The 25,196-nt window shown below is 38.1% G+C and carries 25 protein-coding genes; 6 read left to right on the top strand and 19 right to left on the bottom strand.

All coding sequences use genetic code 11. The features are described 5' to 3' along the window. Positions 1–7 precede the first annotated feature (7 nt). Together RUH74_RS06120 and RUH74_RS06115 are read right to left on the bottom strand one after the other, a co-directional pair. Positions 8–1,237 carry a DUF438 domain-containing protein gene (locus tag RUH74_RS06120; protein WP_313799378.1) on the bottom strand — a complete coding sequence of 410 codons (1,230 nt, stop codon included), beginning with the start codon at positions 1,235–1,237 and terminating at the stop codon, positions 8–10. Positions 1,238–1,360: 123 nt separating this feature from the next. Next, the gene (locus RUH74_RS06115; RefSeq protein WP_313799377.1) at positions 1,361–3,313 is read right to left on the bottom strand and encodes a GTP-binding protein; all 1,953 of its coding nucleotides are present in this window, start codon (positions 3,311–3,313) and stop codon (positions 1,361–1,363) included. Positions 3,314–3,542: 229 nt separating this feature from the next. On the opposite strand from RUH74_RS06115, the gene RUH74_RS06110 reads away from it, so the two are divergent. From RUH74_RS06110 to RUH74_RS06100, 3 genes are all read left to right on the top strand, one after another. After that, complete coding sequence (locus RUH74_RS06110; protein ID WP_313799376.1) at positions 3,543–4,043, top strand: DinB family protein; 501 nt, start codon at positions 3,543–3,545, stop codon at positions 4,041–4,043. A gap of 96 nt (positions 4,044–4,139) precedes the next feature. Further along, positions 4,140–4,910: a hypothetical protein gene (locus tag RUH74_RS06105; RefSeq protein ID WP_313799375.1), complete on the top strand. Its 771-nt coding sequence runs from the start codon at positions 4,140–4,142 to the stop codon at positions 4,908–4,910. A gap of 111 nt (positions 4,911–5,021) precedes the next feature. After that, on the top strand, positions 5,022–6,143 hold the full coding sequence (locus tag RUH74_RS06100; RefSeq protein ID WP_313799374.1) for a glycosyl hydrolase family 18 protein: 1,122 nt from the start codon (positions 5,022–5,024) through the stop codon (positions 6,141–6,143). A 196-nt stretch (positions 6,144–6,339) separates the two neighbouring features. Here the strand turns inward: RUH74_RS06100 and RUH74_RS06095 are convergent, their stop codons facing one another. Beyond that, positions 6,340–7,140, bottom strand: coding sequence for an RDD family protein (locus RUH74_RS06095; protein WP_313799373.1), 801 nt, complete (start codon positions 7,138–7,140; stop codon positions 6,340–6,342). A 127-nt stretch (positions 7,141–7,267) separates the two neighbouring features. Between RUH74_RS06095 and RUH74_RS06090 the strand changes: the two genes are divergently transcribed. After that, complete coding sequence (locus RUH74_RS06090; protein ID WP_313799372.1) at positions 7,268–8,248, top strand: stage II sporulation protein M; 981 nt, start codon at positions 7,268–7,270, stop codon at positions 8,246–8,248. Here the strand turns inward: RUH74_RS06090 and RUH74_RS06085 are convergent. From RUH74_RS06085 to shc, 6 genes are all read right to left on the bottom strand, one after another. Next, a complete protein-coding gene (locus RUH74_RS06085) occupies positions 8,226–9,584 on the bottom strand; it encodes a DUF58 domain-containing protein (RefSeq protein WP_313799371.1) in 1,359 nt (452 codons plus the stop codon). The genes RUH74_RS06090 and RUH74_RS06085 overlap by 23 nt on opposite strands. Then, positions 9,535–10,464, bottom strand: a complete 930-nt coding sequence (locus tag RUH74_RS06080; RefSeq protein WP_313799370.1) for an AAA family ATPase — start codon at positions 10,462–10,464, stop codon at positions 9,535–9,537. The genes RUH74_RS06085 and RUH74_RS06080 overlap by 50 nt, the downstream gene beginning before the upstream one ends. Continuing rightward, a complete protein-coding gene (locus tag RUH74_RS06075) occupies positions 10,461–11,600 on the bottom strand; it encodes a DUF4350 domain-containing protein (RefSeq protein WP_313799369.1) in 1,140 nt (379 codons plus the stop codon). The genes RUH74_RS06080 and RUH74_RS06075 overlap by 4 nt, the downstream gene beginning before the upstream one ends. A gap of 8 nt (positions 11,601–11,608) precedes the next feature. Next, positions 11,609–12,265, bottom strand: a complete 657-nt coding sequence (locus RUH74_RS06070) for a DUF4129 domain-containing protein (RefSeq protein WP_313799368.1) — start codon at positions 12,263–12,265, stop codon at positions 11,609–11,611. Between the two features lie 13 nt (positions 12,266–12,278). Continuing rightward, positions 12,279–13,190, bottom strand: a complete 912-nt coding sequence (locus tag RUH74_RS06065; protein ID WP_313799367.1) for a hypothetical protein — start codon at positions 13,188–13,190, stop codon at positions 12,279–12,281. A 123-nt stretch (positions 13,191–13,313) separates the two neighbouring features. Beyond that, positions 13,314–15,215: a squalene--hopene cyclase gene (shc, locus tag RUH74_RS06060; protein WP_396229902.1), complete on the bottom strand. Its 1,902-nt coding sequence runs from the start codon at positions 15,213–15,215 to the stop codon at positions 13,314–13,316. Between the two features lie 66 nt (positions 15,216–15,281). Here shc and RUH74_RS06055 point away from each other — a divergent pair, with 66 nt between their 5' ends. Both RUH74_RS06055 and RUH74_RS06050 read left to right on the top strand, forming a co-directional pair. Further along, the gene (locus RUH74_RS06055) at positions 15,282–16,442 is read left to right on the top strand and encodes a DUF2515 family protein (RefSeq protein ID WP_313799366.1); all 1,161 of its coding nucleotides are present in this window, start codon (positions 15,282–15,284) and stop codon (positions 16,440–16,442) included. Next, a complete protein-coding gene (locus RUH74_RS06050; RefSeq protein ID WP_313799365.1) occupies positions 16,369–16,830 on the top strand; it encodes a CBO0543 family protein in 462 nt (153 codons plus the stop codon). Before RUH74_RS06055 ends, RUH74_RS06050 begins: the two co-directional genes overlap by 74 nt. A gap of 17 nt (positions 16,831–16,847) precedes the next feature. On the opposite strand, the gene RUH74_RS06045 is transcribed toward RUH74_RS06050, so the two are convergent. The 10 genes from RUH74_RS06045 to RUH74_RS06000 form a co-directional block, all read right to left on the bottom strand. Next, positions 16,848–17,177, bottom strand: coding sequence for a rhodanese-like domain-containing protein (locus tag RUH74_RS06045; protein ID WP_313799364.1), 330 nt, complete (start codon positions 17,175–17,177; stop codon positions 16,848–16,850). Between the two features lie 48 nt (positions 17,178–17,225). Then, positions 17,226–18,497, bottom strand: a complete 1,272-nt coding sequence (locus tag RUH74_RS06040) for an ATP-binding protein (protein ID WP_313799363.1) — start codon at positions 18,495–18,497, stop codon at positions 17,226–17,228. 110 nt (positions 18,498–18,607) lie between these two features. Continuing rightward, a complete protein-coding gene (locus RUH74_RS06035; RefSeq protein WP_396229901.1) occupies positions 18,608–19,483 on the bottom strand; it encodes a 2OG-Fe(II) oxygenase in 876 nt (291 codons plus the stop codon). Positions 19,484–19,888: 405 nt separating this feature from the next. After that, positions 19,889–20,518, bottom strand: a complete 630-nt coding sequence (gene thiE / locus RUH74_RS06030; RefSeq protein ID WP_313799362.1) for a thiamine phosphate synthase — start codon at positions 20,516–20,518, stop codon at positions 19,889–19,891. After that, positions 20,515–21,318 (bottom strand): hydroxyethylthiazole kinase, encoded by an 804-nt coding sequence (gene thiM, locus RUH74_RS06025; RefSeq protein ID WP_313799361.1) that lies wholly within the window; start codon positions 21,316–21,318, stop codon positions 20,515–20,517. Before thiM ends, thiE begins: the two co-directional genes overlap by 4 nt. Before the next feature lie 21 nt (positions 21,319–21,339). Then, positions 21,340–22,146 carry a bifunctional hydroxymethylpyrimidine kinase/phosphomethylpyrimidine kinase gene (gene thiD / locus RUH74_RS06020; RefSeq protein ID WP_313799360.1) on the bottom strand — a complete coding sequence of 269 codons (807 nt, stop codon included), beginning with the start codon at positions 22,144–22,146 and terminating at the stop codon, positions 21,340–21,342. Continuing rightward, a complete protein-coding gene (gene thiW / locus RUH74_RS06015) occupies positions 22,115–22,636 on the bottom strand; it encodes an energy coupling factor transporter S component ThiW (RefSeq protein ID WP_313799359.1) in 522 nt (173 codons plus the stop codon). Before thiW ends, thiD begins: the two co-directional genes overlap by 32 nt. Positions 22,637–22,661: 25 nt before the next feature. Then, a complete protein-coding gene (locus RUH74_RS06010) occupies positions 22,662–23,657 on the bottom strand; it encodes an ABC transporter substrate-binding protein (RefSeq protein WP_313799358.1) in 996 nt (331 codons plus the stop codon). A 23-nt stretch (positions 23,658–23,680) separates the two neighbouring features. Next, a complete protein-coding gene (locus RUH74_RS06005; RefSeq protein WP_313799357.1) occupies positions 23,681–24,448 on the bottom strand; it encodes an ABC transporter permease in 768 nt (255 codons plus the stop codon). Continuing rightward, entirely contained in the window at positions 24,414–25,181 is a 768-nt protein-coding gene (locus RUH74_RS06000; RefSeq protein WP_313799356.1) for an ABC transporter ATP-binding protein, read from the bottom strand. The genes RUH74_RS06005 and RUH74_RS06000 overlap by 35 nt, the downstream gene beginning before the upstream one ends. Positions 25,182–25,196: the final 15 nt, after the last annotated feature.

Below are 25,196 nucleotides of genomic sequence, written 5' to 3'. Positions count from 1 at the left end.
ATTTTTGCTACAATAAAATTCGTTTTTCCCCATTAATTGCCTGAATCGGGTCAATATTTTGCGTAAATTCGAGTGTACCTACATATTCACCGTTTTCATCGCGGACAGCAAAATAGCGAATGTATACATATTTATCGCGGAATCTAATATAGAAATCCTCATCGTCCTTTCTGCCGGATTTAAAGTCTGCTAATAGATCCTCTACTACATGAACGCTTCGTGGCGGATGACAATTTTGGACAGTGCGCCCAATGACAGCTTTAGTACGGGCAAAGATTCTTTCTTTACCATGTGAGAAGTAGCGAACCACATCATCATGGTCAATAAATGTAATATCAACAGGAAGATGATTTAGAAGCAGCTCCAGCTGTTTTAAGGATAATTGGCCTGTTTCCATTTTTATAAATCCATCAAAGATTGCTTTTTCGCTCATTTCATTTCTTTCCGGCTTCCACTCTCCAGCAGGGCATGTTAAACAAAAGCCAATCTCATCACTTTCACGGGCAATTTTTACCCATTCATCCTCTGTTAAGTTCTGCAGGGCCATTGGGAACAGGATATTCTCTTCCCGATAAATCATATTTACGACTTCTTGAATAATAAAATTAATGACTCCTGCAACACCCTGCTTATCCCCATCATAATTTGTTAATTTTTGCTTTGCTTCTTTAATGGAATCTCGGATGAAATCATCAATTCTCCACATATTGTTCGTAGGACCATAAATGCCGTACTTTTCTAAATAGGGAAATATTAAATTTTCCTTTCGACTATAGTGCTTATCAATATCTAGTAAAAGATTGCAATCTTCTAGTAATTGGTAGACATTTTCTTCAGAATCATCTTGAATAAAGAGTTCAAAATGGGGTTGAATTTTCTCTTTTATCAGTTTATCAATTTCTTTATTCTCCAAAATAAATGTATGAATTGGATGACCTGGTTCATTCTCTGGGTGTTTGGATCGTGGAGTCTCTTCTATTGAATCCCTAAAAATTTCTGTATGTAAGGAATATAACCGCTGAATTTCCTCAGCAGGTAAATCATTGTCAAGCATTTCTTCATGTTTAAGCTGAGCGATTTCCTCGACAGCTACTTTGCCGATAAAGGCATCAAAGTGAGCTTTTACTTCCTTTATATTTTTTCCGTTGTAAAGATCTTTAAATAGTTGCCTTAAAATAGTTAGACGATCTGTATGATTAGTGGAATGTTGTTCACGGTTATTAATGAATTCACTCATTCAAATTCTCCTTCGTTTCATGGCATAATAAATAATAGTGATAATGTTTCTCGTGAATAAAATACCATTAAACTAAATGAAGGATTGTGATTCATATCATGGTGAATCTCTTTTTTTGACCTTTTATAAGCAGTGCATTTCCTTTTCTGCTTCATCCCACGGGACTGAATAGCCCTGTCCCTTCGAACAAAAGATGGAGGAAGAAGTGTATGCTGGATCTGCATTCTTATCGTAACTACTCTTTTTTATTACCTCTTTTTCATTATGACAATGTTCATAGCCTGCAAAAACAAGACTTATCGTCCCTTTTCCGTGTGTGAAAGCGGCTAGCTTCGAGCTGTAGGTCATGAAGGTTGCTACTGGTACAGTTCCTGTTAAGATTGCCTTCTTCCCTTCCGTTATCGGTGAATTAACTTTCCCAAATGCGGTTTGAATATCTGCTAACACACGGCCCATCTGATCGATGTCTACTTTGATTTTAAACTGATAAATCGGTTCCAGCAAAATGTTTGATGCCTTTTCAAGGCCTTGTCGTAATGCCCGATAAGTTGCCTCCCGAAAATCACCGCCTGATGTATGCTTATTATGGGCTTGACCGGTTAGTAATGTCACTTTCACATCAGTTAGCGGTGCGCCCGTTAAAAGACCATTGTGCTCCCTTTCAAAAAGATGGTGTTCAATTAAATGTTGATTCCCAACAGTCAAATCATCCGCATGACAAGCATTACAAAAGGTTAATTCACTATTTCGTTCACCAGGCTCCAATTTTAGGTGAACTTCAGCATAATGCCCCAAAGGTTCAAAATGTCCGTATCCGATAACAGCAGTTTCGATTGTTTCTTTGTAAAGAATCTCCGGCTCTTCAAATGAAACTTTTAACTTAAATCGTTCCAAAACTATCTGCTCCAATACTTCAAGCTGAATTCTCCCCATGACATGGATATGTATTTGCTGCAAACTTTCTTCCCAAATGACATGTAAAGAAGGGTCTTCTGCGTCCAATATTTTGAAAAAGCGCAATGCCTCTTTTATATTTACAGTTGATTCGAAAATAACTTTCGATTTTAAGGTTGGAGCCATTTCAAAATTAGCTGCCTCTGCCTTTTCACCAAAGCAAGTCCCTACAGTTGACATTGATAACCCAGTGACAGCGAAAAGTTCGCCTGCCTTCACATGATCAACTGTTTTATATTTATGTCCGCCATATACACGTATTTGTGTGATTTTTTCTGAAACCTCATTCTGACCATTCCAGTATGTTACCTCATCGCGTATTTTTATCCTGCCACTCAATGCCTTAATGAAAGAAATTCTTGTTCCATTCTCATCATGGCGAATTTTATAGACACGGCCTGAAAAAGCTTCCTCAGATTCATAGGCAGTCACTGTCAATTGATCAAATGCTTCGAGGAAAAAATCAATTCCAATATCCTGAAGTGCTGATCCGCTTGAACAGAGAAAAACTTGATTTTGATTAATCATTTCTTGAAGAGTTTTTAGCCATATATCCTTTTGATAGCCGGTTTTCATGTACTGCTCTAAAAGATCCTCATTACGCTCAGCCACAAATTCAATGAGCTCCTCATCCATCAAACCATCATTAAAGGTACTCGTCATATCAAATATATCCTTTGTTAAGTTAAGTCTAATCTCTTCAAGGACTGCTTCAACGTCTGCTCCTAAACGATCTGTCTTGTTAATAAAGAAAAATGTTGGCACTTCGTATTTTCTTAGAAGCTCCCAAATCGTCTCTGTGTGCCCTTCAATTCCTTCTACCGCACTGATAATAACGATAGCATAATCCATTACTTGAATGGCTCGCTCCATTTCAGGGGAAAAATCGACGTGACCAGGTGTATCAATTAGATAATAGTCGGAATCCCGATATCTGAACATGGCTTGGTCTGCAAAAACGGTGATACCCCGCTGTCTTTCGATTTCATGGCTATCAAGGAAGGCATCCTTATGATCGACTCTTCCTCTATGTTTAATACTATTTGTATGATAAAGAAGCTGTTCAGAAAAAGTTGTTTTTCCAGCATCCACGTGTGCTAATATTCCAATCGTTTTGTTCATTTTGTACCCTTTCTGCTTAGAAGTCTTTCAATTATATTTTAACATATACGATCTGTATTACTCTTTTCTCAAAAAAAGTAAACTGTTTATCGAAATATTGAACATGACTTTATGTGTGCCAATTTGCATACAATAATATTTTATAAAATTTAAAATTCTTATGAATAAGAAGGATTTCAAATGTAAAAGAAGAATAAGGAATTGTATTCAATTTAAGGAGGAATAGCCAATGTATCATACAATTGAAGAATTTATAAATGAATGGAGCCATGAGGCAAATTTAACGAAAAAGCTATTGGATCATCTAACAGATAAATCTTTATCATTGAAAGCGACCCCTGAATACCGCTCATTAGGCAGTCTTGCATGGCATCTTGTTACATCCATTCATGAGATGCTTTCCCGAACAGGACTAGATTTTATTGCTGCTGAGCATGATGCAGCAGTACCAGCAACTGCTAATGAAATTGCTGACAGCTACCTGACGGCAAGCGAAAATATGATTGCAGCGATGAAAAAACAATGGACAGATCAGTCTTTAAATGAATTGGATGATATGTATGGAGATAAATGGCCGAAAAGTCTTACCTTATCTGTTCTGAACTCACACCAAATTCATCACAGAGGCCAATTGACCGTTTTAATGCGACTAGCTGGGCTCAGAGTACCTGGAATGTATGGTCCTTCCCGGGAAGAATGGGCAGAGACAGGTATGGAACCTTCAAATTAATATCTAATCAATCAGATCTGTCTCTATAATAAGGGGCAGATTTTTTATTTATATTGCACCAAAAATGATACAATAACAATGAAAGGATGTGTAAGGATGGCGATTACATTACCGCATATTGAAGATGCAAACCGGACTGCATATCTTCCGCCAAAGGGAGAATATGAAAAATTTATAGATGAGTCACACTATGCTGAAAAGGTTCGTGAATGGGGATTATCAACTACAAAGGAAGTGAAGAAGGAATTTTGGTATAAGGAAAGAGATCATCAGCGCATTGTTACCATTAAAGGATATGAGACGTACGGGCAAAGTGGAGAATTTAATACGATCATCGTTGAATTCCAGGATGGGAATCTGAGCTGTATACATCCAGCTTATCTAAAGGAAATGCAGGCATCAAGCTTTGGGAAGGTAACATTCTCTGACGTTAATGAACCATCCCCAGCACCTGTGAAAAAAAACGAGCAGCCTAGTACTGCGAAACATAAGAAAGATAAAAAAGAGACGGAACCGAAAAAAGAAAAACAAACTAAAATTGAATTGCCAGAGGAAAAGGTGCATTTTACAGCGACGGTTAAACAGTTTTCATTAAGCTGGAATCATTTCAATGAAGAAAATGATGAAGTCGTCGTTCTTGAAAATGTTGTGATTGAACAGGGAAATCCAATTGAAATTGGACTTGCCTGGTGTGCTCACTCAAAAACCTTAAAAAAATTTGAACTGGCACCAGGTGAAAAACTTGAGTTTGATGGGAAAATCGTGAAGAAGAAATTACCTAATGGCAAAGATGTTGAAGAAAAATTTATTGTAGGAGATCCTGTTTTATACAAAGTAAATAACCCTTCCAAGTTAAAAAAAAGCTAAGAGAACGCTAGTTACGTTCTTTTAGCTTTTTTGCTTATAATTACCACCTCTCTCCCCTTCCCTTTTTTGTTACACTTTTAGGGTAAAATGACTACGTAGAAGGAGTAATTGATGAAAAAATTATATCTGCTGCTTGCGTTCATCTTATTTTTTTTAGGTGGATTTGTCACTGGGACTCTTTTTTCTACAAAAAATAATATGTTAAACTCAATAACTATCGGTCAAAACCCTCAGTCATCAAAGGAATTAGAACAAAAGACACCGCCAATGCCAGAGCCATCAACCACAAAAATGTTAATAGGCTATATTCAGGATTTTCGAGATCCATCTGTGGCGAATTACCATCAATTAACCCATGTGATCTTTTCATTTGCCCATCCGACGAAAGATGGAAATGTATTACTAAATGGTGACACTGCTTTGGACCATTTACGAACAATGGTCTCAAAAGCCCATCAAAATAGCACAAAAGCAATACTTGCAATTGGTGGATGGTTTCATATTAATGGCGGAGAGTCATATGCTTATTTTAAAGCTGCAATTGCTAGCCCCGCCGCCAGAACTAAGCTCGTTAATGAACTTATGAAATTAACTGAAACAGAGAATTTAGATGGAATTGATATTGATTTTGAGCATCCCCGTTCACAGGAAGATGCAGTAAACCTCCATGCATTTATCCAAGAATTAAGCGCAAAGCTTCACCCGCAAGGAAAAGAACTCTCCGTTGCAGTTCATTCGAAGATTCACAGTGTAACGGGGACTGAACTTGGATTTATTATGTATGAACCTACAATGTTTCAGTATGTTGATCACGTAAACATTATGGCGTATGACGGCCAATGGGATGGCGGATATCATGCGGCAAATTTATCCCCTTATCCGTTTACCGAGAAGATCGTAAATTATTGGACTACTCTTTTTGATACACACAATCTATCGAAAGAAAAGCTTGTTCTGGGTGTTCCTTTCTATGCACAGCCTGAGGATCCAAAGAGTAAACAAGTTTCCTATGATGCTCTTATAAAAAACAATCCAGACAACGCAGGGAAAGATTCTGTAAATTTGAATGGGACAACCTATTATTATAATGGAGAAGAAACGATTCAAAGGAAAACAAAGCTTGCACTTGATAATGGCTTTGGCGGCATAATGATGTGGGAAGTAGGGTTAGATGCTAAGGGTGAGCATAGTTTAACAGCAGCGATCTCAGCGGAAATGAAAAAAATTAAGTGACGAACACGAATAATAACTTCTTGTGTTTCCATTAGGGTGGTACTAAAAAAGCTGTGTAATTACTTGGAGAGAAGTTCTGATAGGAAAGTCTAAGAGTTTGCTAAACTAGTCAAAAGTCAAAAAAAGGAACGAAATTAATTACAGTTTCGTCCCTTTTCTCTTTTGCAATTAGCTGCCATATGTTCCCAAACCCATTCTACAACTCAAATTCCCATTCGTCCTTTAAAAGCATGTACAGGATAAGTAAAGTATCTTCAACTTCACGCCCGCTTTTCCCCTCTAATTGAAGACCAGCTTTTTTGAAGAGGATTTCAGCTACTTGGATAGTAAGTTCATTTCTTTCTTCTAAAGGCAATTGTGTGAACCGGCTGCAATACGTTTTAATCAAGTTCCATTCTTTTGCGCCTAATGACTTTAAGGTCCAATCTTCTATATGCAGCCGTTCTTTTATAAGTCCTCTATTTTCAATTTCCCGCTCAATCCCAGTAAGTTTCCTTTTCTTTTTAGCTTTGCGCTCATGAACAACGATCGTCCCTGCGACAAGATCGCCAATCCGCTTATGTTTTGAATGGAAAAAGATCATCATCAGCCCAAGAAAATAATTGGCTGGCAAAGAGTCAATGATTCGGAGCAGATTTCGGATAAAGCTAGAAAGGAGTGTTACACTGTGACCGTTATCCTGTATAACACGAATACCAATCATTTTTTTTCCAATTGTTTTGCCACCCGAAAAAAACTCAAAGGCAAAAAAATAACCCCAATTAATAAGAAACATGAGAATAATTGTAATGGCTAATGGAAGTGAATTCATTTCCCAAAGCATAATATCTGCTGTTCCGTACATAAACAAGAAAAAAGCAACGATGATTAAAATATCTACAATTATTAAGAGCAATTGGTCGATGATAAATGCAGCCGTTCGACTGCCCAAACCTGCAAGCTGGAATTGAAGGGAAACGAATTCAGGCGTTTTAATCCCTACATTCTCTTGATTCATTTGGTTTACCCCTCTTCTGTCGTTGAATTTCGCTAAAGCGGTTTCTATTTTTCTACAAAATTACTATAATAAGGAGAACAGAAACAAATTCTCCTTATTTTAAAGTCAAACCTAAGAAGGTGTTAACATGAATGTGAAACAATTTGTTAAGCAGCATCGGGAAGAATGGAAGCAGCTTGAACAACTCGTAACTACTCTCCATAAAAAGAGAAATCGGATTGCCGGTGCAGACATCGATCTGTTCCATCGCCTTTATCAAAAGGCAGCACAGAATCTATCATACAGCCAGACATACTTTCCAACCGAAGAAGTGACACCATACTTAAATGGTTTAGTTTCGAAAGCACATAATCTATTATATAAAGACCAAGTATCAAGCTTAAAGCAGATTCGTTATTTTTTTAGTACCAAATTTGTTGGTTTATTAGTAGAGCAATGGAAGTTTGTCATTGCTGCTATGATTTTATTTACACTTGGTGCTGCTGGAAGCTTTATATCCGTTGTTAATGATCCACTGCACATGTATGCCATCCTGCCGTCAGAGATTGCTCAAGGTGTAGATCCTAATGCATTAGGATCAAGTGATGGTGAAGTAGATTCATCATTCATGTCTGCAAGCATTATGACAAACAATATTCAAGTGGCGATATTAGCATTTGCAGGTGGTATAACTTTTGGGCTCTTGACAGTATATTTATTAATTTATAACGGCATTATAGTAGGTGCACTTGCTGCTCTATTTTGGCATCATGGGAAATCATATGATTTCTGGGCATACATCGTACCTCATGGAATGATTGAGCTAACAGCCATTTTTATTGCAGGCGGTGCTGGTCTATTAATGGGCTATAAGCTCTTTGTCCCTGGCAAGTTTTCAAGAGGGTATCAATTAAAGCAGCAAGCGAAACGATCTGTCCAGCTTTTGCTCGGTACCCTTCCGCTCTTTGTCATTGCTGGAATTATAGAAGGTTTTATTACCCCAGCAGCAATTTCACTGGAAGCTAAATATATCGTTGCTTTTATAACTGTTATCGGTCTATTCCTCTATGTGATGGTTGGCAAGCTATTACTCATGAAAATAAGACCTACAACAAATTTCGATTCATAACCTCAATATAGGAAGATACTGCTGCTATTGCTAATTTTTCTTCCCGGGCCTCTATCATTTGGAGGCCTTGTTTTTCCCACTTGACCTTTTCTTTTTTCTTAATAAGCATTTGCTGCTGGGCAATGCTTTTGATCATGGCCATTTGTGTATTTTCTGGCTGCAGCTGTATTCTCTTCTGGAGTGTCGTATCTTCAATCCCTATCATGAGGAATAAATGTCTTTGTCTAATCCTTTTTAAATAGGTTAACGCACTTTCTTCATGCAGGAATGTACGGACATCACTAAATAATAGGATGAAACTGCGCTTCTTTTGCATCGTTTCTAAATAATGCAATACAGCCGCGTAATTCGATTCTGCTGCATCCACTTCTATGTTATATACTGCTTGGAGAATGGTTTGCAAGTGCGCCATTCCTTTTGCAGCTGGAACGAACACCTTAACTTCCTTTGAAAAAGCTAGTACAGACACATAATCCCCTTTTTGAAGAGCTGCAGCTGCAACGGTGATGGCAGCCTCTAATGATTTTTCTAAACGGTTCCCTTTTTTCAGTTCAGCTCCCATCATTCTGCCGCAATCAATTAAAATGGTCACATACTTTCCATGCTCTGGTTCATATTCATTAGTCATCACTTCTCGGAGTTTTGCCGTTTGCCTCCAGTTTATATTACGGGGATCATCGCCTACGACATACGATCGAATTTTAGCAAACTCACCGACACCGCTTTGCTGCTTTCGTATTTTCACTCCTTCATAAAGTAAAAATTTTTGCGCATTTTCCAAGTACTGCTTCGTTTCTGTTAAATCTGGAATGACTTTCAAAGTGTCAGACTTTTCGATCGTTAGCTGTTTTTCCCATAAACCTATAAGACTTGTATAGCGAAAATAGATTTTATCAATCTCGTATTCTCCCCTTATTGGTGCAACCACTTCATACGAAACCAGAGCGTTCGTTCGCGCGACAACATTGCCTTTTAACGGGAATTGCTGAATAAATGATTGGGGTATGCCATCTATTAACTGAAACGCTAAAGAATATGGCGAGTGATTTTTTATTTCAATTTGGACTAGATAAGAAATGCCTCTTTCCATTTCGACAGGAGCAATCCTTTTAAAAGATAGCTCCCTTTTTTTCGGTGAAAACATCAAATCGAATAGACTTGCAATCAATACGAGTATATTTACCGTAAGTAAGAACATCCAAGATATGTCCCAGATGGATACGACGATTAATGCAATAGACAGGAGGGTAAAAAGCCATAATAAACGTTTTGATGGTAAAACCCCTCTACCTTGGAACAGGAATCGAGCCCACAAGCTCTTCAATGATTTGGTCAACAGTCAATCCCTCCAATTCCACATGTGGGGAAAGTTGAATCCGATGTCTTAATGCCGGTTTGGCAACCATTTTAACATCGTCTGGTGTCACATATTCACGACCAGAAAGGAATGCCCATGCTTGAGCAGCTTTACCTATGGAAATGCCTGCTCTCGTACTCGCGCCGAAACGAATCGATTCAGTCTCCCTTGTCTTTCTGACCAACTGCATAATATAATTGATCACTTGATCTTCCATTGTTACTTTTTCAATTTTTTTCTTGATTGCTGCAAAAGTTTCCATATCAAGAAGAGATTCAAGAGCTTGTTGAGCCAATTTATTTTCAATTACTTGTTTTAAAACATTTTTTTCCTCTTCAAAAGATGGAAAATCAATGTGAAGCTTGAACAGAAAACGATCCTGCTGAGCTTCAGGCAATGGGTAGGTTCCTTCAAACTCGATCGGGTTCTGTGTGGCAACAACGAAAAAAACCTCAGGTAATGGATAGGTTTCTCCTTGTATCGTTACTTGCTTTTCCTCCATCGCTTCAAGTAGTGCTGCTTGCGTCTTAGCTGGAGTACGGTTGATTTCATCAGCTAAAAGAATATTCGTAAAGACTGGCCCCTTTATTGTTTGAAACGTGTTATCCTTCATATTATAAATCGTGCTTCCTGTAATATCACTTGGAAGCAGGTCAGGCGTGAATTGTATTCTGCTAAAGTCCCCTCCAAGGAGGCTAGCGAGTGTTCTGACCATTTGTGTTTTCCCTGTACCTGGCACGCCTTCTAAAAGGACATGCCCCCCTGCTAAAATAGCAGATAGCAGGAGTCTAAGATTTGTATGTTGACCTAAAATTCGTTCCTCATATTTTTCTAATAAAGCTGTTATTTCTGTCTTCAAGATTCCTCCACCTCTTTCCTTAAACGATCAAGCTTTTTCGACCATAGCAAGTATTCTTGCTTGTTTACATTTTCTTTTTGCAAGATGGTTATAAGCTCATTTAAAAATGTATTAATCTCGTGAGCGGATATATTTGTCCACTTTCGTTCTAATGGAGCAGAAAGATCCTTCCATTCTTTACTGACCGGAATTCCCCATCGCTCCTGGAGCAAAAGCTTTACATAATCAGCCTGAAATAATAACGATTCACGGTAACGTCTTCCTCTTATGTACCATGCTGACAGGGCTCGAATGCCTTCATCACTAAATCGAACGCTTTCTTCCCGTGGGATAAAGATCGGTCCAAATCGCTTTCCGCGTGCGATTAACCATAGAATGGCAATTAGCACACCTTGCAGCAGCAAAAGTAAAAACCATTTTGGATACAACGTCAAAATGGTGGAGCTGTTTTGCACTCCATGTACAAATTCATCATATAAGATACTAGTATGTTCTTCTTCATTTATTAAAGATAAAATGAGAGGCAGATGATCAGCGCTTAAAATGCTGCCATTTGTTAACCATTCAGGTGAATTAGATACAATTAATTGCCCTTTTCCAATAGACCTTTGGAAAGCGAGTGTGCCCGCTTCATCTTCTAGTAGAATTTTATCTTGTACGTTTGTTTGAAGACGGATAGACGAACGCAGATCAGCACGATAACTAGTGCCACGAGTGTCACTTACACGTAAATCCTTGCCTATATAAGTTTCAGCTCCTATATGTTCGATTTCGAGATCAAACATCCCTTTCGGATTATTATGAAATAATAGAATGGTATTCCCATTTTTCATAAACTCGAAATAGGCTTCCATTTCTTCCTTTTCAGGGATAAAAAAAGGTTCTACCATTAGGAGCAAATACTTATCTTCTTTTTTGGGCAGGTTCTCAGGTGAAAGCGGCCATCTTTTCACTTCTTTCTTATCCTTTACATATGTATAAAATGCTTTAACTCCAGTTGGTGAAGGAGAATCAGACACATAATTTGGATAGTGTTTTGGCTGCTTGGAAAAAGCAAAGTAACTTATGAATATAAACAGAATGAGAAGAATAATCAGCCAAATCCATGCTCGTCTTTTTTCTACTGTCTTATGCAAATTAGCATCTACCTCCTTTTTTCTCCTATTTCACGAGTCCCTTCTGAGTTTGCGAGCCATTTCATTACAGAAGTTTGAAACTGTGAATATTCCTCTTTATGAATAATGTGCTTCCCATATGTCACTTCATCGAATAATCGTGCAAGGTGATAAAATTGATCAGCCCACCCCTGATTTACTTTACGGAGTTCATCATAGTACTCCCAATTGGTCTTCCATATACGTGCCACAAGCCATTCGTTTTCATGAAAGTAAAGGAGCAAAGCTAAAAATAAATGGCGGGATGCACGTGTATATTCACCACTAGCTTCAAGCTTTTGCGATTCTGACAGATGTCTTTGAAAAGACCAATTTATTTCGTTTACTGACTGCAGTGGCTTATTTTCCCGCAGCATCCGGTTTCTTCTATTATTCCGAAAGATAAAAAAAGCAATAAAACCGAGTAACAGGATTATGATCACTATGATTCCAATAAGAATGGGACCTGCAGCAGAACTGGTAGGAGCAAAGGAAGGAAATAAATCTGCTAACAAATCAGCGAACCATTCCTTCACTTTTTCCCACCATCTGGCAAGCAAACCTTTTGAATGATCGTAATAAGCCTGATATTCGCGTTCCTTAAGAATTTCTTCAAGCTCATCTCTTGCCTGGCTATCCTTTAACATGAATCGTCACCTTTTAATAAGACTTGTAATCTTCAATCATATCTTTAATATCTTCCGCATCATGCCTTGTTTTCAAATCAAGATACATGACGGCATATCCAACAGTGAATAGCATTGTTGTCAAAATGGTTGCTAGATTAACAATAATTGATAAAAGGACACTATTTCCTAAGAAGATCCCAAAGGTGAACTCAATCGCGCTGCTAATCATTGTTATTATGATATAAAAAATAATATATAGCCCCATGAGCAGCCATGTACGCTTTTTAGTAAGCATCCAGCTTCGGGTGAAGCCTGGAGATTCCCGGTCAAGAACAACTGAACCAAAATAAAAGCTCCAGCGCGTCAAAAGGTATCCAATGCCTACGGCAAAACCTAAAAATAATAAAATAGCAAAAATGATTCCGATGGCCGGGTGTATGATTGCTCCGAAGACCCCTGTCATACTAATCATGAAAATGGGTACAAGGATTAAGCCGAACGTAATCAGGCCAAATAAAATCGTACTTCCTAAAATTGGCCAAAAACGGGAAAAGGCTTCTTTAATGACAGAACCAACTGTATATTGCTCATTTCTCCGAATATGATTGATCGCGAAAAGAACTGCTGCTTCTGCAACCGGGAACAATATGATACCAAATAAACCGGTCAATATTAATCCAATATCAGCACCAATCGAACCGTCAAGCGGAATGGCTGTTTCGTCAAAACTCGAAAGAATTTGCTCAAACCACATTTCTCCACTCCCTAGTTCTCTAAAAAAGCTAACCCCTGATACAAGCTGAATGATTGCTTGCAGCAAATAAATGGGTCCCATTAATATAAGCAAGATCATAAAAAAGTCTTTAAAACGATTTTTACTTAAACTGAATGTATGATCTAAGATTTCGCCAAAAGTTTTTGGCTTTTTAAATTTTGTATCCAATAGCTGAAATCCTCCTAATAAGTTTTGTAATCATATCGCCTATTTTAACATTTTTTTGGCATTTGTTGTGTAAAAACTTGTAATATGGCAGGATTCGCAGGCAATGGGAGATAATATATTGTTCTATTTATGTGTAAGATATTTGTTTTGATAATGAGCTAGTGCAAGTAAAGGGAAAATATAACGGTAGCTATGATAATGGATATAAAAATCTCCTGCCATCCCCTGCCCCTTAGGGTAATCTGTTGTCCAGTCCTGATAATCGAGATGGTCCAATAAGTAATTTATTCCAGCAATAATTGCCCCCGTAGGTTTATTAGAGACTGCGATTAGAGCATCAACAGCCCATGCTGTGTGAGTGAGTGTGCTTGCTTCTAATGGAACATAAGCTTGATTACTATCGCTTTTGCACGATTCTCCCCAGCCTCCATCTTGATTTTGAATTGATACTAGCCAATCGCTTGCTGCTTGAATAGAAGGGTGTGTTTCTCTTACAGCTGCTGAACGAAGTCCAGTTATCGCTGCCCATGTTCCATATATATAACAGATGCCCCACCGTCCATACCAGGAGCCATCCTTTTCTTGCCTATGGAGGAGCCAATTAATTCCGTTTTTAATTGCTTTATAATTTTTTGATAGATTTGTAAATGAGCATAGATATTCCAGCGTTCTCCCAGTTACATCTGCTGAGGAAGGATCTGTCAGCAGAAAGTCTGCTTTTTCAATTGGCAGTATTTTTATTAGCTTGCTATTCGTATTCCTTTCAAATGCAGGCCAGCCTCCATCATCATTCTGCATGGATAACGCCCACTGAACACCTCTATCCCATGATTGACGGTAATTTGGAGCATTTTGCACATTTCTTGCAATCGCTCGTAAGGATGCTGTTGTATCATCCACATCAGGCTGAAGCGTATTATTGTCTGCAAAACCCCAGCCCCCTGGCAAACTGGAAGGTGTATGAATGATCCAATCTCCGTATTTGTAATGCTGCTGACTAAGCAAATAGTTGTTTGCTCTTTCTACCATTTGTTCCTTTGGCGAGAGTCCAGCCTCCTGTAAGGCATAGCTTATTAATGAAGTATTCCATACCGCAGCTGTCGTATACTGCAAATGAATCCTGCCGTTAATTTCACATTTCATCGATTTTAGACCCTTTACTGCCTTCATGATGATTGGATCCTTTTTGGAATAGCCTAATGATAGTAACGCAAAAATCATTAAAAAAGTAGAACTAAAGTAGCCAAGAAATGTTCCATTCCCTTCAATTCGTGCAAGCATATATTGTTTTGCTTGCTCTGTTGCTAGTTTATGAATATAGCTTGGCAGTCCGATTAGGCTTTTGATCCCTTTCTCTAGTGCTGCATATAATGAGCGCCATTCTTCAGTGCTATTAAAATGTACAGCATCGTTATCATAGGAATCCTGCTTGCGAGTGAATAAATCAGACAAATCAGGGCTGTCTTTCGTGCGGAGATGATATTTTCGATCAGCTAGAATCATGATTGGAGCCATGTTTGCCCTTCCATATACTGAAAAACTATAAAAATTTATTGGGAACGATAGCGGCAGTAATATCCATTCAATAGGCAACGGGAATCGAGATGGCCATTTCAGCTGGCCAGTCATTGCAAGCATGAGTTGTGTAAACAAATGAACATTATCTAATCCGCCGTTTTTTAATATAAATTGCCTTGCCTTTTGTAACTGCAAATCCTTTTTCCTGTAATATCCTGAAAAAAGGAGTGCATAGTACGCCTCTGCGGTAGCTGTAATATTCCCAGCTCCTTCATCATAAAAAAGCTTCCACGCTCCGTTTTTCTCCTGTTTACTTACGATTCGATCTGTCAGCTGTTTAATTAAGATTTCATCATGAATTTCTAATGTTCTTAATAAAATGATCATATAACAATCAGTCGATATCCCTGTTTCGAAAGGATACTCCCAAGAGCCATTCGGCGATTGATCCTCTTGCAGCTTTTCTATTAGCTGGTCTATTCCGGCAGTGATGCGGCTTTTCATCATTTTTATATCTCTCCCTGCTTATTGATATATACAAATACATATTCAGCATTCGTAAGAACCATTCATATGGGGGTGATCGACATCTTTTGCAAGTTTAAGAAACATGAAAAACCTCAGCTGTCAGAACGGCTATTCAAAATAAAAAAGGAGCTGAAGAAAAGATCAAAAAGGACGAGACTAAAAGAGAATCTATCGCAATCGGATAAAGCTTTTATTCAAAAGATCAAAAGGGAGACCAACCGTTTAAACGAAAATAATGTAACACGAACAAAAGCATATCTCGACTTTTATAATCGGCATCCAGAAATCCATTGGGCTTTTCTAGGCCATATGGTGTCACGGAACGGTGGGTGGAATATGACGGATTTGAAAGGCGGGATTCATTCCAAGCTATTAACGAACAAAGAAGCAACGTCTTTTTTTTCATTTTTAGAGCGCGGCAATTGGCTGGTTTTTCAAGATGCTTTTCCTCAATTTCTCCTTTATGAAGCAAGCTTAAATAGCAGGAAGAATCTTTCTTACTTGCTGCCCTATTTAAATGTTTCGATTTTTATGGAGGTCATTTGGGATCATTTCTGGAAGGACCGGGATGTTTATCTTTTGACAATGGCTTTAATTGTGAATGAACAAAGCTATTTAGAAGCAAGAGTTTTGCAAAACTCTTCATTTAAAAAAAAGGTGTTTAAAACACTAGAATTCAAGCTGCAAGAGTTCCTATCTATGAATCATATTCTTTTTCCCTATGTATGGAATGGAGAGCTAAAGCTTGCTGGACAAACATTACGTCATTTTGAAAGTTTGCATGAGCGAATTATGCTGGGGAAGCGATTATACAATGTACTCTTCAGCAATAATGAACGATTTATAATGACTATGCAATGGGCTAATGAGCATCCACATTCTGGTTCACGAAAGGATTACTGGCCACATTTCTTCCATGACGTGGATGAAGGTGTACCAGGCAGGATTTTGAAACCTCGGATAAAAGCATGTCAAATCACCTCAGGGTCATCTCGAATTTATAGTCCGCGCTTAGAGTTTGCATGGAAAAATAAAACCCACTCTTCTGCAGAAATCGGTGATTGGTATAAAAATGAGGATGTCATTCATTATTTAAATCAAGAGGAACAATTAATAGATGGAGAGATCGAAAATGACTATTGCAAAACACTTGAATGGCTCGAACTTGCGGTTATCACGAAAAAAACAATATCTTTCCGCGATTAAAAACTTGATGAATTTCCTTCCAGCTATTCTGCTTTCTTCAATATATGGAACATACACTGACCTATATTTTATTGGCAGGGGATTATATTCTTTTCCAGGAAGGCCATGGCCCGAAATTTTCTCTGTAAATCTTGCGTTTACTCTTATTGGCCTTCCATTACTTACTGTTTTATTTTTAATTGTATGCGGGAGGTTAAATAGGTGGAAAACTGCGATATTTATTTTGACATTAAGCCTGATCATAGCTGTATTCGAAAAACAGGCCGAAGCATTAGGTTTATTTATGCATCATCATTCTTGGAAGCATCTATATTCGTTTATTGGCTACGGTATCTATTTCACGATGATCCTCGCTTTTAATCAATTCATTATGTATATTAGAAAGTAAGCAGTCAATTTAACCGCTTACTTTTTTTCTTTATATTCCTTCCATGCCGTTATTCCGCCTTCAAGCAATGTAACATTGTAGTCTTTTTTAGTTAGAATTTCTGCACATTTCCTTGCTGAGTTTCCAGTCGTGCAAGTGAGAATGATTTCTTTATCCTTTGGCAGGCCAGGAATTTTTTCCAAATTATTTTCATCAATAATATATTTTTTATTGATATTTACACTATGTATATGTTTTCCATCAATATGGGAATGATTGTATTTTTCTTCTGCTCTTACATCTAGAATAAATAGTTCTTCATTCTTTTTCTGTCTACTACTTAATTCTGCTGCAGTAATTATTTTCATTTGTAAATCTGCTCCTCTACACGAGTATTTCTTTTGCAATTAATGTATTTAACTAAGTAATGAGTCATTTACCTGGAAACGAGGGAATGTCAGCGTAATGGAAGTGCCATTATCAATTTCACTTGTTACCGTTACATTGCCCCTCATGCTTTCTACAATCCGATAAACGACCATCATCCCTAAGCCTGTCCCTTTTTGTCCCTTTAGTGAGAAATAAGGCTCTCCAAGCCTTGCGATATGTTCAGGCTTCATCCCATGGCCAGTATCTGTTATTTTAATTTGAATCATATTATGATGTTCAAACGTTTGGATTGTTAATATTCCACCATCTGGCATAGCTTCGATACCATTTTTAAAAATATTCAGCAATACTTGATGAAACTTGTGGGGGTCTCCTTTTATAGTACCTGTATGTTGAAAAAAAGTATCGATTTCTATATTATGCTTTAATGTAAGCGGCCGCAATATATCCTGACATTTTTTTATTTCATTGTTAAGGTTCATCAGGCACTCCTCATTTAAATGCGGCTTCGCAAAGGTTAAATAATCATTAATGATGTCTGAAGCTCGATTGGCCTCATCAATGGCATACATAGCATATGTTTTACTTTTTTCATTTGTGCGCTCATTTTCCCCTATTAATTGTAGAAACCCGATGACCGCAGTTAGCGGATTTCGCACCTCATGACTAATGCTTGCTGCTAAATGACTGACTACTTCCATCTTTTCAAATTTCATCGCTTCAAGCTGTAATACGAATGCTGTTCGGAGGATCTCTGAAAGATAAGTAACAAAAAAAGTAGAAATAACTAAAATGATTCCGTAAATGACAAATGAAATAAAATCATGAAACTCATAAAACAAGCCCGGGATTAAATAAGCAATCACTGCATAAACAATAGAAAAAATAGAAACGATGCTTAGCTTTGTCCAGAGTGGTTTCTTCGAATAAATCGGTGATATGAAGCAGATACCAATTGTTGAAATAATAATTAGAACGAGGGATAACCAAAAACCATCTCCCCCGAGAATAAATCGAATGGATAGGAGAAAAAATCCTAAACCAATCGTTACTCGCATCCCCCCATATAAACCACCTAGAAGAAACGGGACAAACCGTAAGTCATAAATAAATCCATGTCCCACTGGAACAGATAATAACAGGGAGATGACAATTTGTATACATGCGATAAAAACAAAATAATAATCCCCTACGGAAGATTGTATAAATTTATTATTATGCAAAAACAGCATGTTTGTCAGTAAAACGAAAATAAGAATAAATAGAAGATTGATTAGCAAGCCGTTCATCATTTCCATTGGGCACACTCCCTATTTCATCCAACTTCCTTCTTATTTTACGTTCAAAATCTATATTTTGGCAACATTACGATTTATCTGAATTCTCATCAATTTAGCTGTTTCCACGATTATTCTGTTACAATCACTCCTGGTTTCCTTGTTGGGTTAATTTCTGTTTGACGAATCCACTTAGTTGCCACCCATTTCTCCCCTTTTAAAACGGGGATACTGCTATGTAAAGACATACGATCGACTTGACTATGGCTATTTCCATAATGGAAATAAACAGCTGTTCCCTTTTTTGGAACAATTGATAAACCGATTTTTGGAAAAATCGTTTCACCCCCTGCCTCTACATTATTTAAATAGATTAGAAATGTTGCGATCCGTTGGCCACCTTTATCTTTATCAATTTGATTAGCTGGAAAGTAATCAAAGTGAGCCTTATATTCCTCACCAATGTTATAGTTCAAAACTTGAAGGCCTTCTCCGTGTTCAAGCGGATGACTTGTTATTTCTGCTATTCTTCTTTCGATTGTAGAAATTAAACTTGTTTCGTTTAAATAATAGTAGGCACCTTTGCTTGTTCTTCCAGGTACAGCCTTTTTTTCTCCTGTTATTGGATCGATGATTTCGGATGGCTGAAGCCGATTCGTTGATAAATCAATTAGCTGGTCGCATTCTTCTGTGCTGAGTACATTATCTAGAAATGTAATAAATGGCTTATCCATTTTTAAAAGCACCTTTATTTCACGGTCAGTTGTTGTTATAATATTTCCTTTTTTAGCTACATCAATTGATTCATACATATATGGGGTTTGATTGCTATCAACAGTTTTAAGAGATTGGTTATTTAGAATGCGCAACATTGTTGAATAGGCAAAAGCCTGATCAAATCCTTTTTTGACCATGGCAGCAACAATTGATTCAGGATTTACACCGCTTTTTAATGTTTGTTGAATCCAATCCTTCAGTTCATTAGACATGCGGGTAATCTTTTCCATAATAGATTCTCCTTATTGTTGAAATTATTTTTATATTTAAATCATTATCTATTATTATAGAACTTTTCCATTCATTCTGAAACTACTTACATGTATAGGTAAAAGGAGACAGCTACAAAAAAACATTCATAAGCATCTGCTCGCAACCAAGTATGTAAATGTTAGTCTGCTTATTTTCCCTGCGCTGGTTATTACTTCGTACATAAAGGCTTGCTCAATTAATCAGACCGACCATTTATTTTTTTACACTGAAAAAGATCAACTAGTAAACTAGTTGACCTGTCGAATCTACTATTCTATTGTGTTTATATTTTGGATTTTAGGAAATGCTGTCTGACGGAGCACTGCTATGAAAGACTAACTATGTATGTTTCAATTATTTAATCCCATCCTTATAAGCGAGTATTAGCTATGAATCTGATTATCCCATATCTTCCGGTAGGAGCTTGCTGCATTGTATGGGCTAGATGCCTTCATAATGCCAGAAACGATCGCTACTCCGGCGATATTCATTTTACGAATTGCAGGCAAATGATCATGTTTTATTCCGCCAATAGCGACAGCAGGGATGGAGACAGCATTTGTAATCGCTGACAGCATGCCTTTCGGTAAAACCTCGGCATCATTTTTGGAATGAGTTGGATATACTGCACCTACTCCAATGTAATCCGCCCCATTCTTTTCAGCTTCTTTTGCTTCCTCAATTGTTGAAACAGAGATTCCAACGATCATGGAAGAAGGAATTATATTTCTAACTGCTTCTAATGGAAGATCGCTTTGCCCAACATGAACCCCATCTGCACTCACTGCTAAAGCGACATCCACACGATCATTGATGAATAGTGGAACATTATAGGAAGATAGCAAAGCCTTTATTCTTTTAGCTTTTTCAAAAAAGCTTTTTCCCGAAGCTTTTTTCTCTCGAAGCTGGACAATGGTCACTCCCCCTTTTACAGCTTCTTCAACAGTAAGCAAAAGTTGTTCCAATGGAATAGATTCTTCAGTAACTAAATATAACGTGTAATCCGGCTTCATGATAAACGCACTCCTTCAGCCCAGAGCTGTTCATCCATAAGAAAGATTTCATCCATTAGTCTCATTCTGTATGTTCCGATCCCCTCTTTATTTTGGAGTGTTTTTTTGGCTCTTTCCCCTGCCAAGCTCATGACTGACATCCCTGCAATCGCTGCCGAAAACGAATCTTCAGTAACCCCAGCAAAGCATGCAATTAAGGATGCGGTCATACAGCCTGTACCTGTAATTTTAGTCAGCCAGATATCCCCATTATCAATTTGAACTAAATCGTTTCCGTTTGAAATGGTATCCCGTTCCCCGCTAATTACTGTAATTGCCTGCAGCTCTGTTGCAGCCTTATGCGCTAAATCTATTTCGGAAATAGACAAGATGCCTGAGTCAACTCCCCTAGTGCTTGCTTCCCCGCCAACTAAGGCAAATACCTCCGATGCATTTCCTCTAACAATTGACACGTTCACACGCTCTAAAAAGTCCCTTGCGCGATCCGTTCGAAAGGGGGTTGCCCCTACACCAACAGGATCGAATATTACAGGTATCTCTTTGTTATTTGCAGCTTGCCCTGCTCGAACCATTGCGGCATAAGTTGCATCATCAATGGTGCCAAAGTTTATGACGAGGGCATCAGCTAGCTTCACCATATCCTCGACCTCTTCAACACTTGTAGCCATGACAGGCGAGCCGCCGATCGCAAGCGTGGCATTGGCACAATCATTAATTGTAACGTTGTTTGTAATATGGTGTACTAATGGATTCTGTTCTTTTACTTTTTCAAATAATTTTTTTATTTCTTGTTTTTTCATCAGTTATATCCTCCTAAAACCTTACTTTGTCACTAGATGCGCTTTCTTATAAAGCTCATAAAAATGATTTGTCGGACCGTGGCCATTGCCTAGATTCAGACTATGTTCAATGGCTAATGTGATGTATCTTTTTGCTTCTTGTACGGAGTCTATTATCGAAGCACCGTTTGCTAAATTTGCAGCAATGGCAGATGACAATGTGCATCCCGTTCCATGTGTGTTTTTTGTATGAATACGTGTGCCATTTATCCAAATAAAATTTTCCCCATCAAAAAATAAATCATTTGGTTCCCCTTTCAAATGTCCGCCCTTAAGCAAGACTGCTTTAGCCCCAAGCGCTTTGATGGCAAGGCAGGCTTCCTTCATATCTTCTGCTGAGTGTATAGGATCCTTGATTAACACCTCAGCTTCAGGTATGTTTGGCGTAATGATCGTTGCCATAGGAATGATTATTTCTTTCAATGCCGAAATGGCATCGAGCTGGAGTAAATGATGTCCGCCTTTAGAGACCATGACAGGATCAAGTACAATAAATTCAGGATGATAGCTTCGTAATGATTGTGCAACTGTCTTAATCGTTTCGGCAGATGATAACATGCCAATTTTTACAGCATCCACATGAATATCATCAAAAACTGCCTCTATTTGATCTTTTATAATTGATAGATTTATATCCTGAACAGAGCGGACTTCCTTGGTGTTTTGCGCTGTAACGGCAGTAAGAACAGACATTCCATAAACCCCATGTGCAGAGAAGGTCTTCAAATCTGCTTGAATACCTGCGCCTCCTCCAGAATCAGAGCCCGCGATTGTAAGTGCTGTTTTCATTGAGCATTCCTCCTATTGCTTTATTTCGAATTAATATTTTCAGCAAGCCATATCCCATGAGAGCACCCGTAAAGGAACTAATCATAAATGCAGGAATAAAGCCAAACAATGTTGCCTCTTGTCCTAATAGCAGGATTGAAATTGGATAGGTGGCCATTGCTCCGAGTATCCCTGTTCCAATGACTTCTCCCAATGCAGCAAAGGTAAGCCTCTTTGTTTTCGAATAAAGAATGGCTGCTAGAAATGCCCCGATCATACTTCCGGGATAAGCGAAGATACTCCCTGTTCCAAGCATATTTCGTAGTGTAGATGATAGAACTGCTTGAATAAGTGCATACCAAGGTCCAAGCAGCACCGCTGATAGGACGTTTGCAAAATGCTGAATGGGGAAAATCTTTGCAAAACCAACAGGGATATAAATGAGACTGCTTGACACAGTTGTCATGGCAGCGATAACCGCAGTTAACGTAAGCTTCTTAGTTTTATCCATGAACACCCAACCTTTACAGTAGAATTTATTTGGAAACGATATTAACGAATGCGTCCTTTGCATCCACTTTCTCTTTTATTACCTTGGATTCATAAAGCCATTTAGCTACTTCGTTCCAAGAGTCCTCTTCCTGATACCCAAACGGCACATCTGCTTTCTCCATCAATGGTAAAAGAACGCGCAAACTTTCAGTCTCTACTTCTTTGTCTAAAGGAAAGCTATCATTCTCATGTTCTAGCAGTACGTTCAGACCTGCCTCCGGATCCTTTTTAACGTCTTCCTGAGCTTTTGTAACGGCTTGCCAGAATTTTTCGAAAGCTGCTTTTTTCTTCTTCCATGTTTTTTCTCCAGTAACAACAACAAGTTCATAGTTATCAGGAACACCATAGTCAGTTAGTTTAAGAATATCCATGTCATAGCCTTCTTTTTTTAACAGGACAAGTTCGTGGTTTATATAAGCACCGGTTAGCGCATCTACATTATCGGTGGCAAGGGAGGACATTAAATCCCAGCCAACATCGGTCATTTTCACTTTATTCATGTCTCCACCATCATTTTTTACCATCGTTGACACAACAGCCTCATTTACGGATGCTGACGGGTAACCAATGTTTTTCCCTTCTAAATCCTTAGGTGATTGAATTCCACTTTCCTTCTTAAACATGATCGCATCAAGCGAATGTCTGACAAAAGCAGCAACTGATACTACCGGAATCCCTTCTGCTCTTGAAACGAGTAGCTGTGTTTGGTAGCTGATTGCTAAATCGACCTTGCCTGTAGCCGCTAGCTTTAGAGGATCATTCGTATCTGCAGGCATTTCAATGTTGACATTTAGTCCCATATCTGCAAAATAGCCCTTTTCTTTTGCGACAAAAATGGCTGTATGTACCGCATTTGGATACCAATCCAGCATAATGCTTATATCTTCTAGTTTTTCTTTCCCATTGCTTGTTGTTCTATTCGTTGAACATGCTGTAAGCAGCATAGCCATTATTAAAATAAGAAACCAAGTTTTTTTCATCCAATATTCAACTCCAGTTGTTATTATTCTGTATTTTTCCAGTGTAACGCTTTCCTCTCAATTGCTGACATGATGGCAAATAGAAGAATACCGACTATCGTCAATATGGTGATTGCCGCAAAAACCCCTTCGGCATTTAAGTTACCTGACATTCGACGGCTGTAATAACCTAACCCTTCACTCGCTCCAAGCCATTCGCCAATCGTTGCTCCAACCAGCGCATAGACTGTTGCAAGCTTCAACCCAGAGAAAAAAGATGGTAAAGCCATTGGAATGTTAAGCTTTATAAATGTGTGCCAGCGAGTGGCTCCCATTGAACGAAGCAGCTCAATATATTCTTTATCACCAGATTTAAGTCCATCATATGTACCAACGACAATGGGGAAAAATGAGATTAATATTGTTACGGCAACTTTACTCCATATCGTATAGCCGAACCAAAGAACAAAAATGGGTGACAGGGCGATAATTGGCATCATTTGTGAAATTAGTACAGCTGGATATATCATTTTTTCAACAGTTTTAGAAAAAAACATCCAAGCAGCAAGTAATACACCACCGATAATGGATATGAGAAATCCAATGAAAAATTCAAGCATGGTTGCACTCAAATGCTCCAATACTAATGGTCTCCAATTTTCGAGGATCATCATTATGACGCTGGTTGGAGCAGGTATTATAAATGAAGGAATCATCTCGCTTCTGACTAGCCATTCAACAATTATTAATAGGAAACTTGCAAAAATGATAAATAGACTATAAGTCTGAATAAAACTTTTTATTTGTTTCATTTGCTATCTTTTTCTCCAGTTCGTGGCGCAATCCAGCCAATTCTGTTGAATGAAGCATGTCAGAAAAGCGAGGACGCGGCAGATTTACATTTATTTCTTCTATCTTTTTGTTTGGGTGCAGAAGAATAATTCGATCACTTAGAAAACAAGCTTCCTCCAGGTCATGGGTAATAAACAAAATTGTTTTGTTTAGCTCCTGCCAAATAGATAATAGCCATGATTGCATTTCTTTTTTTGTAAGTGCGTCTAGTGCGCCGAACGGTTCATCTAGCAATAGCAAATCCTTGCCTGTCAGCAGAGCCCGAAGAAATGCAGCACGCTGCCGCATTCCTCCAGACAATTGTTTTGGAAGCGCATTTTCATATTTAATTAACCCGACGCGATCAAGCCAATTTCTCGCATCTTCTCTAGTAATCTTCAGTTCTTTTTGAAACTCTGCCGCAATCATGATATTGTCAATGATTGATCGCCATGGGAGCAGCAGATCCCGCTGTGGCATATAGCCAACATCCCCTAGTGTAAGGCTTTTCCCATTTAAAGATATTTCACCTTCATCTTGTTTAAGCAGACCAGTTACTAATTTTAGTATGGTGCTTTTCCCTGTTCCGCTTTTGCCAATAAGGGAAACAAATTCCCCTTGATTAACTTGCATATTTAATGATGCAATCACTTTGTTGTGTTGTTTTCCTTTATTTTTGAATGTATAGGAAACGTTTTTTAGTACGAGTGTCATTTCTTTCCCCACTTA

The organism is Cytobacillus sp. (assembly GCF_032154635.1).
Lineage (GTDB): Bacteria > Bacillota > Bacilli > Bacillales > Cytobacillaceae > Cytobacillus.
The sequence above is the reverse complement of the archived record's forward strand: the minus strand, read 5'-3'. Positions and strand labels throughout refer to the sequence as shown.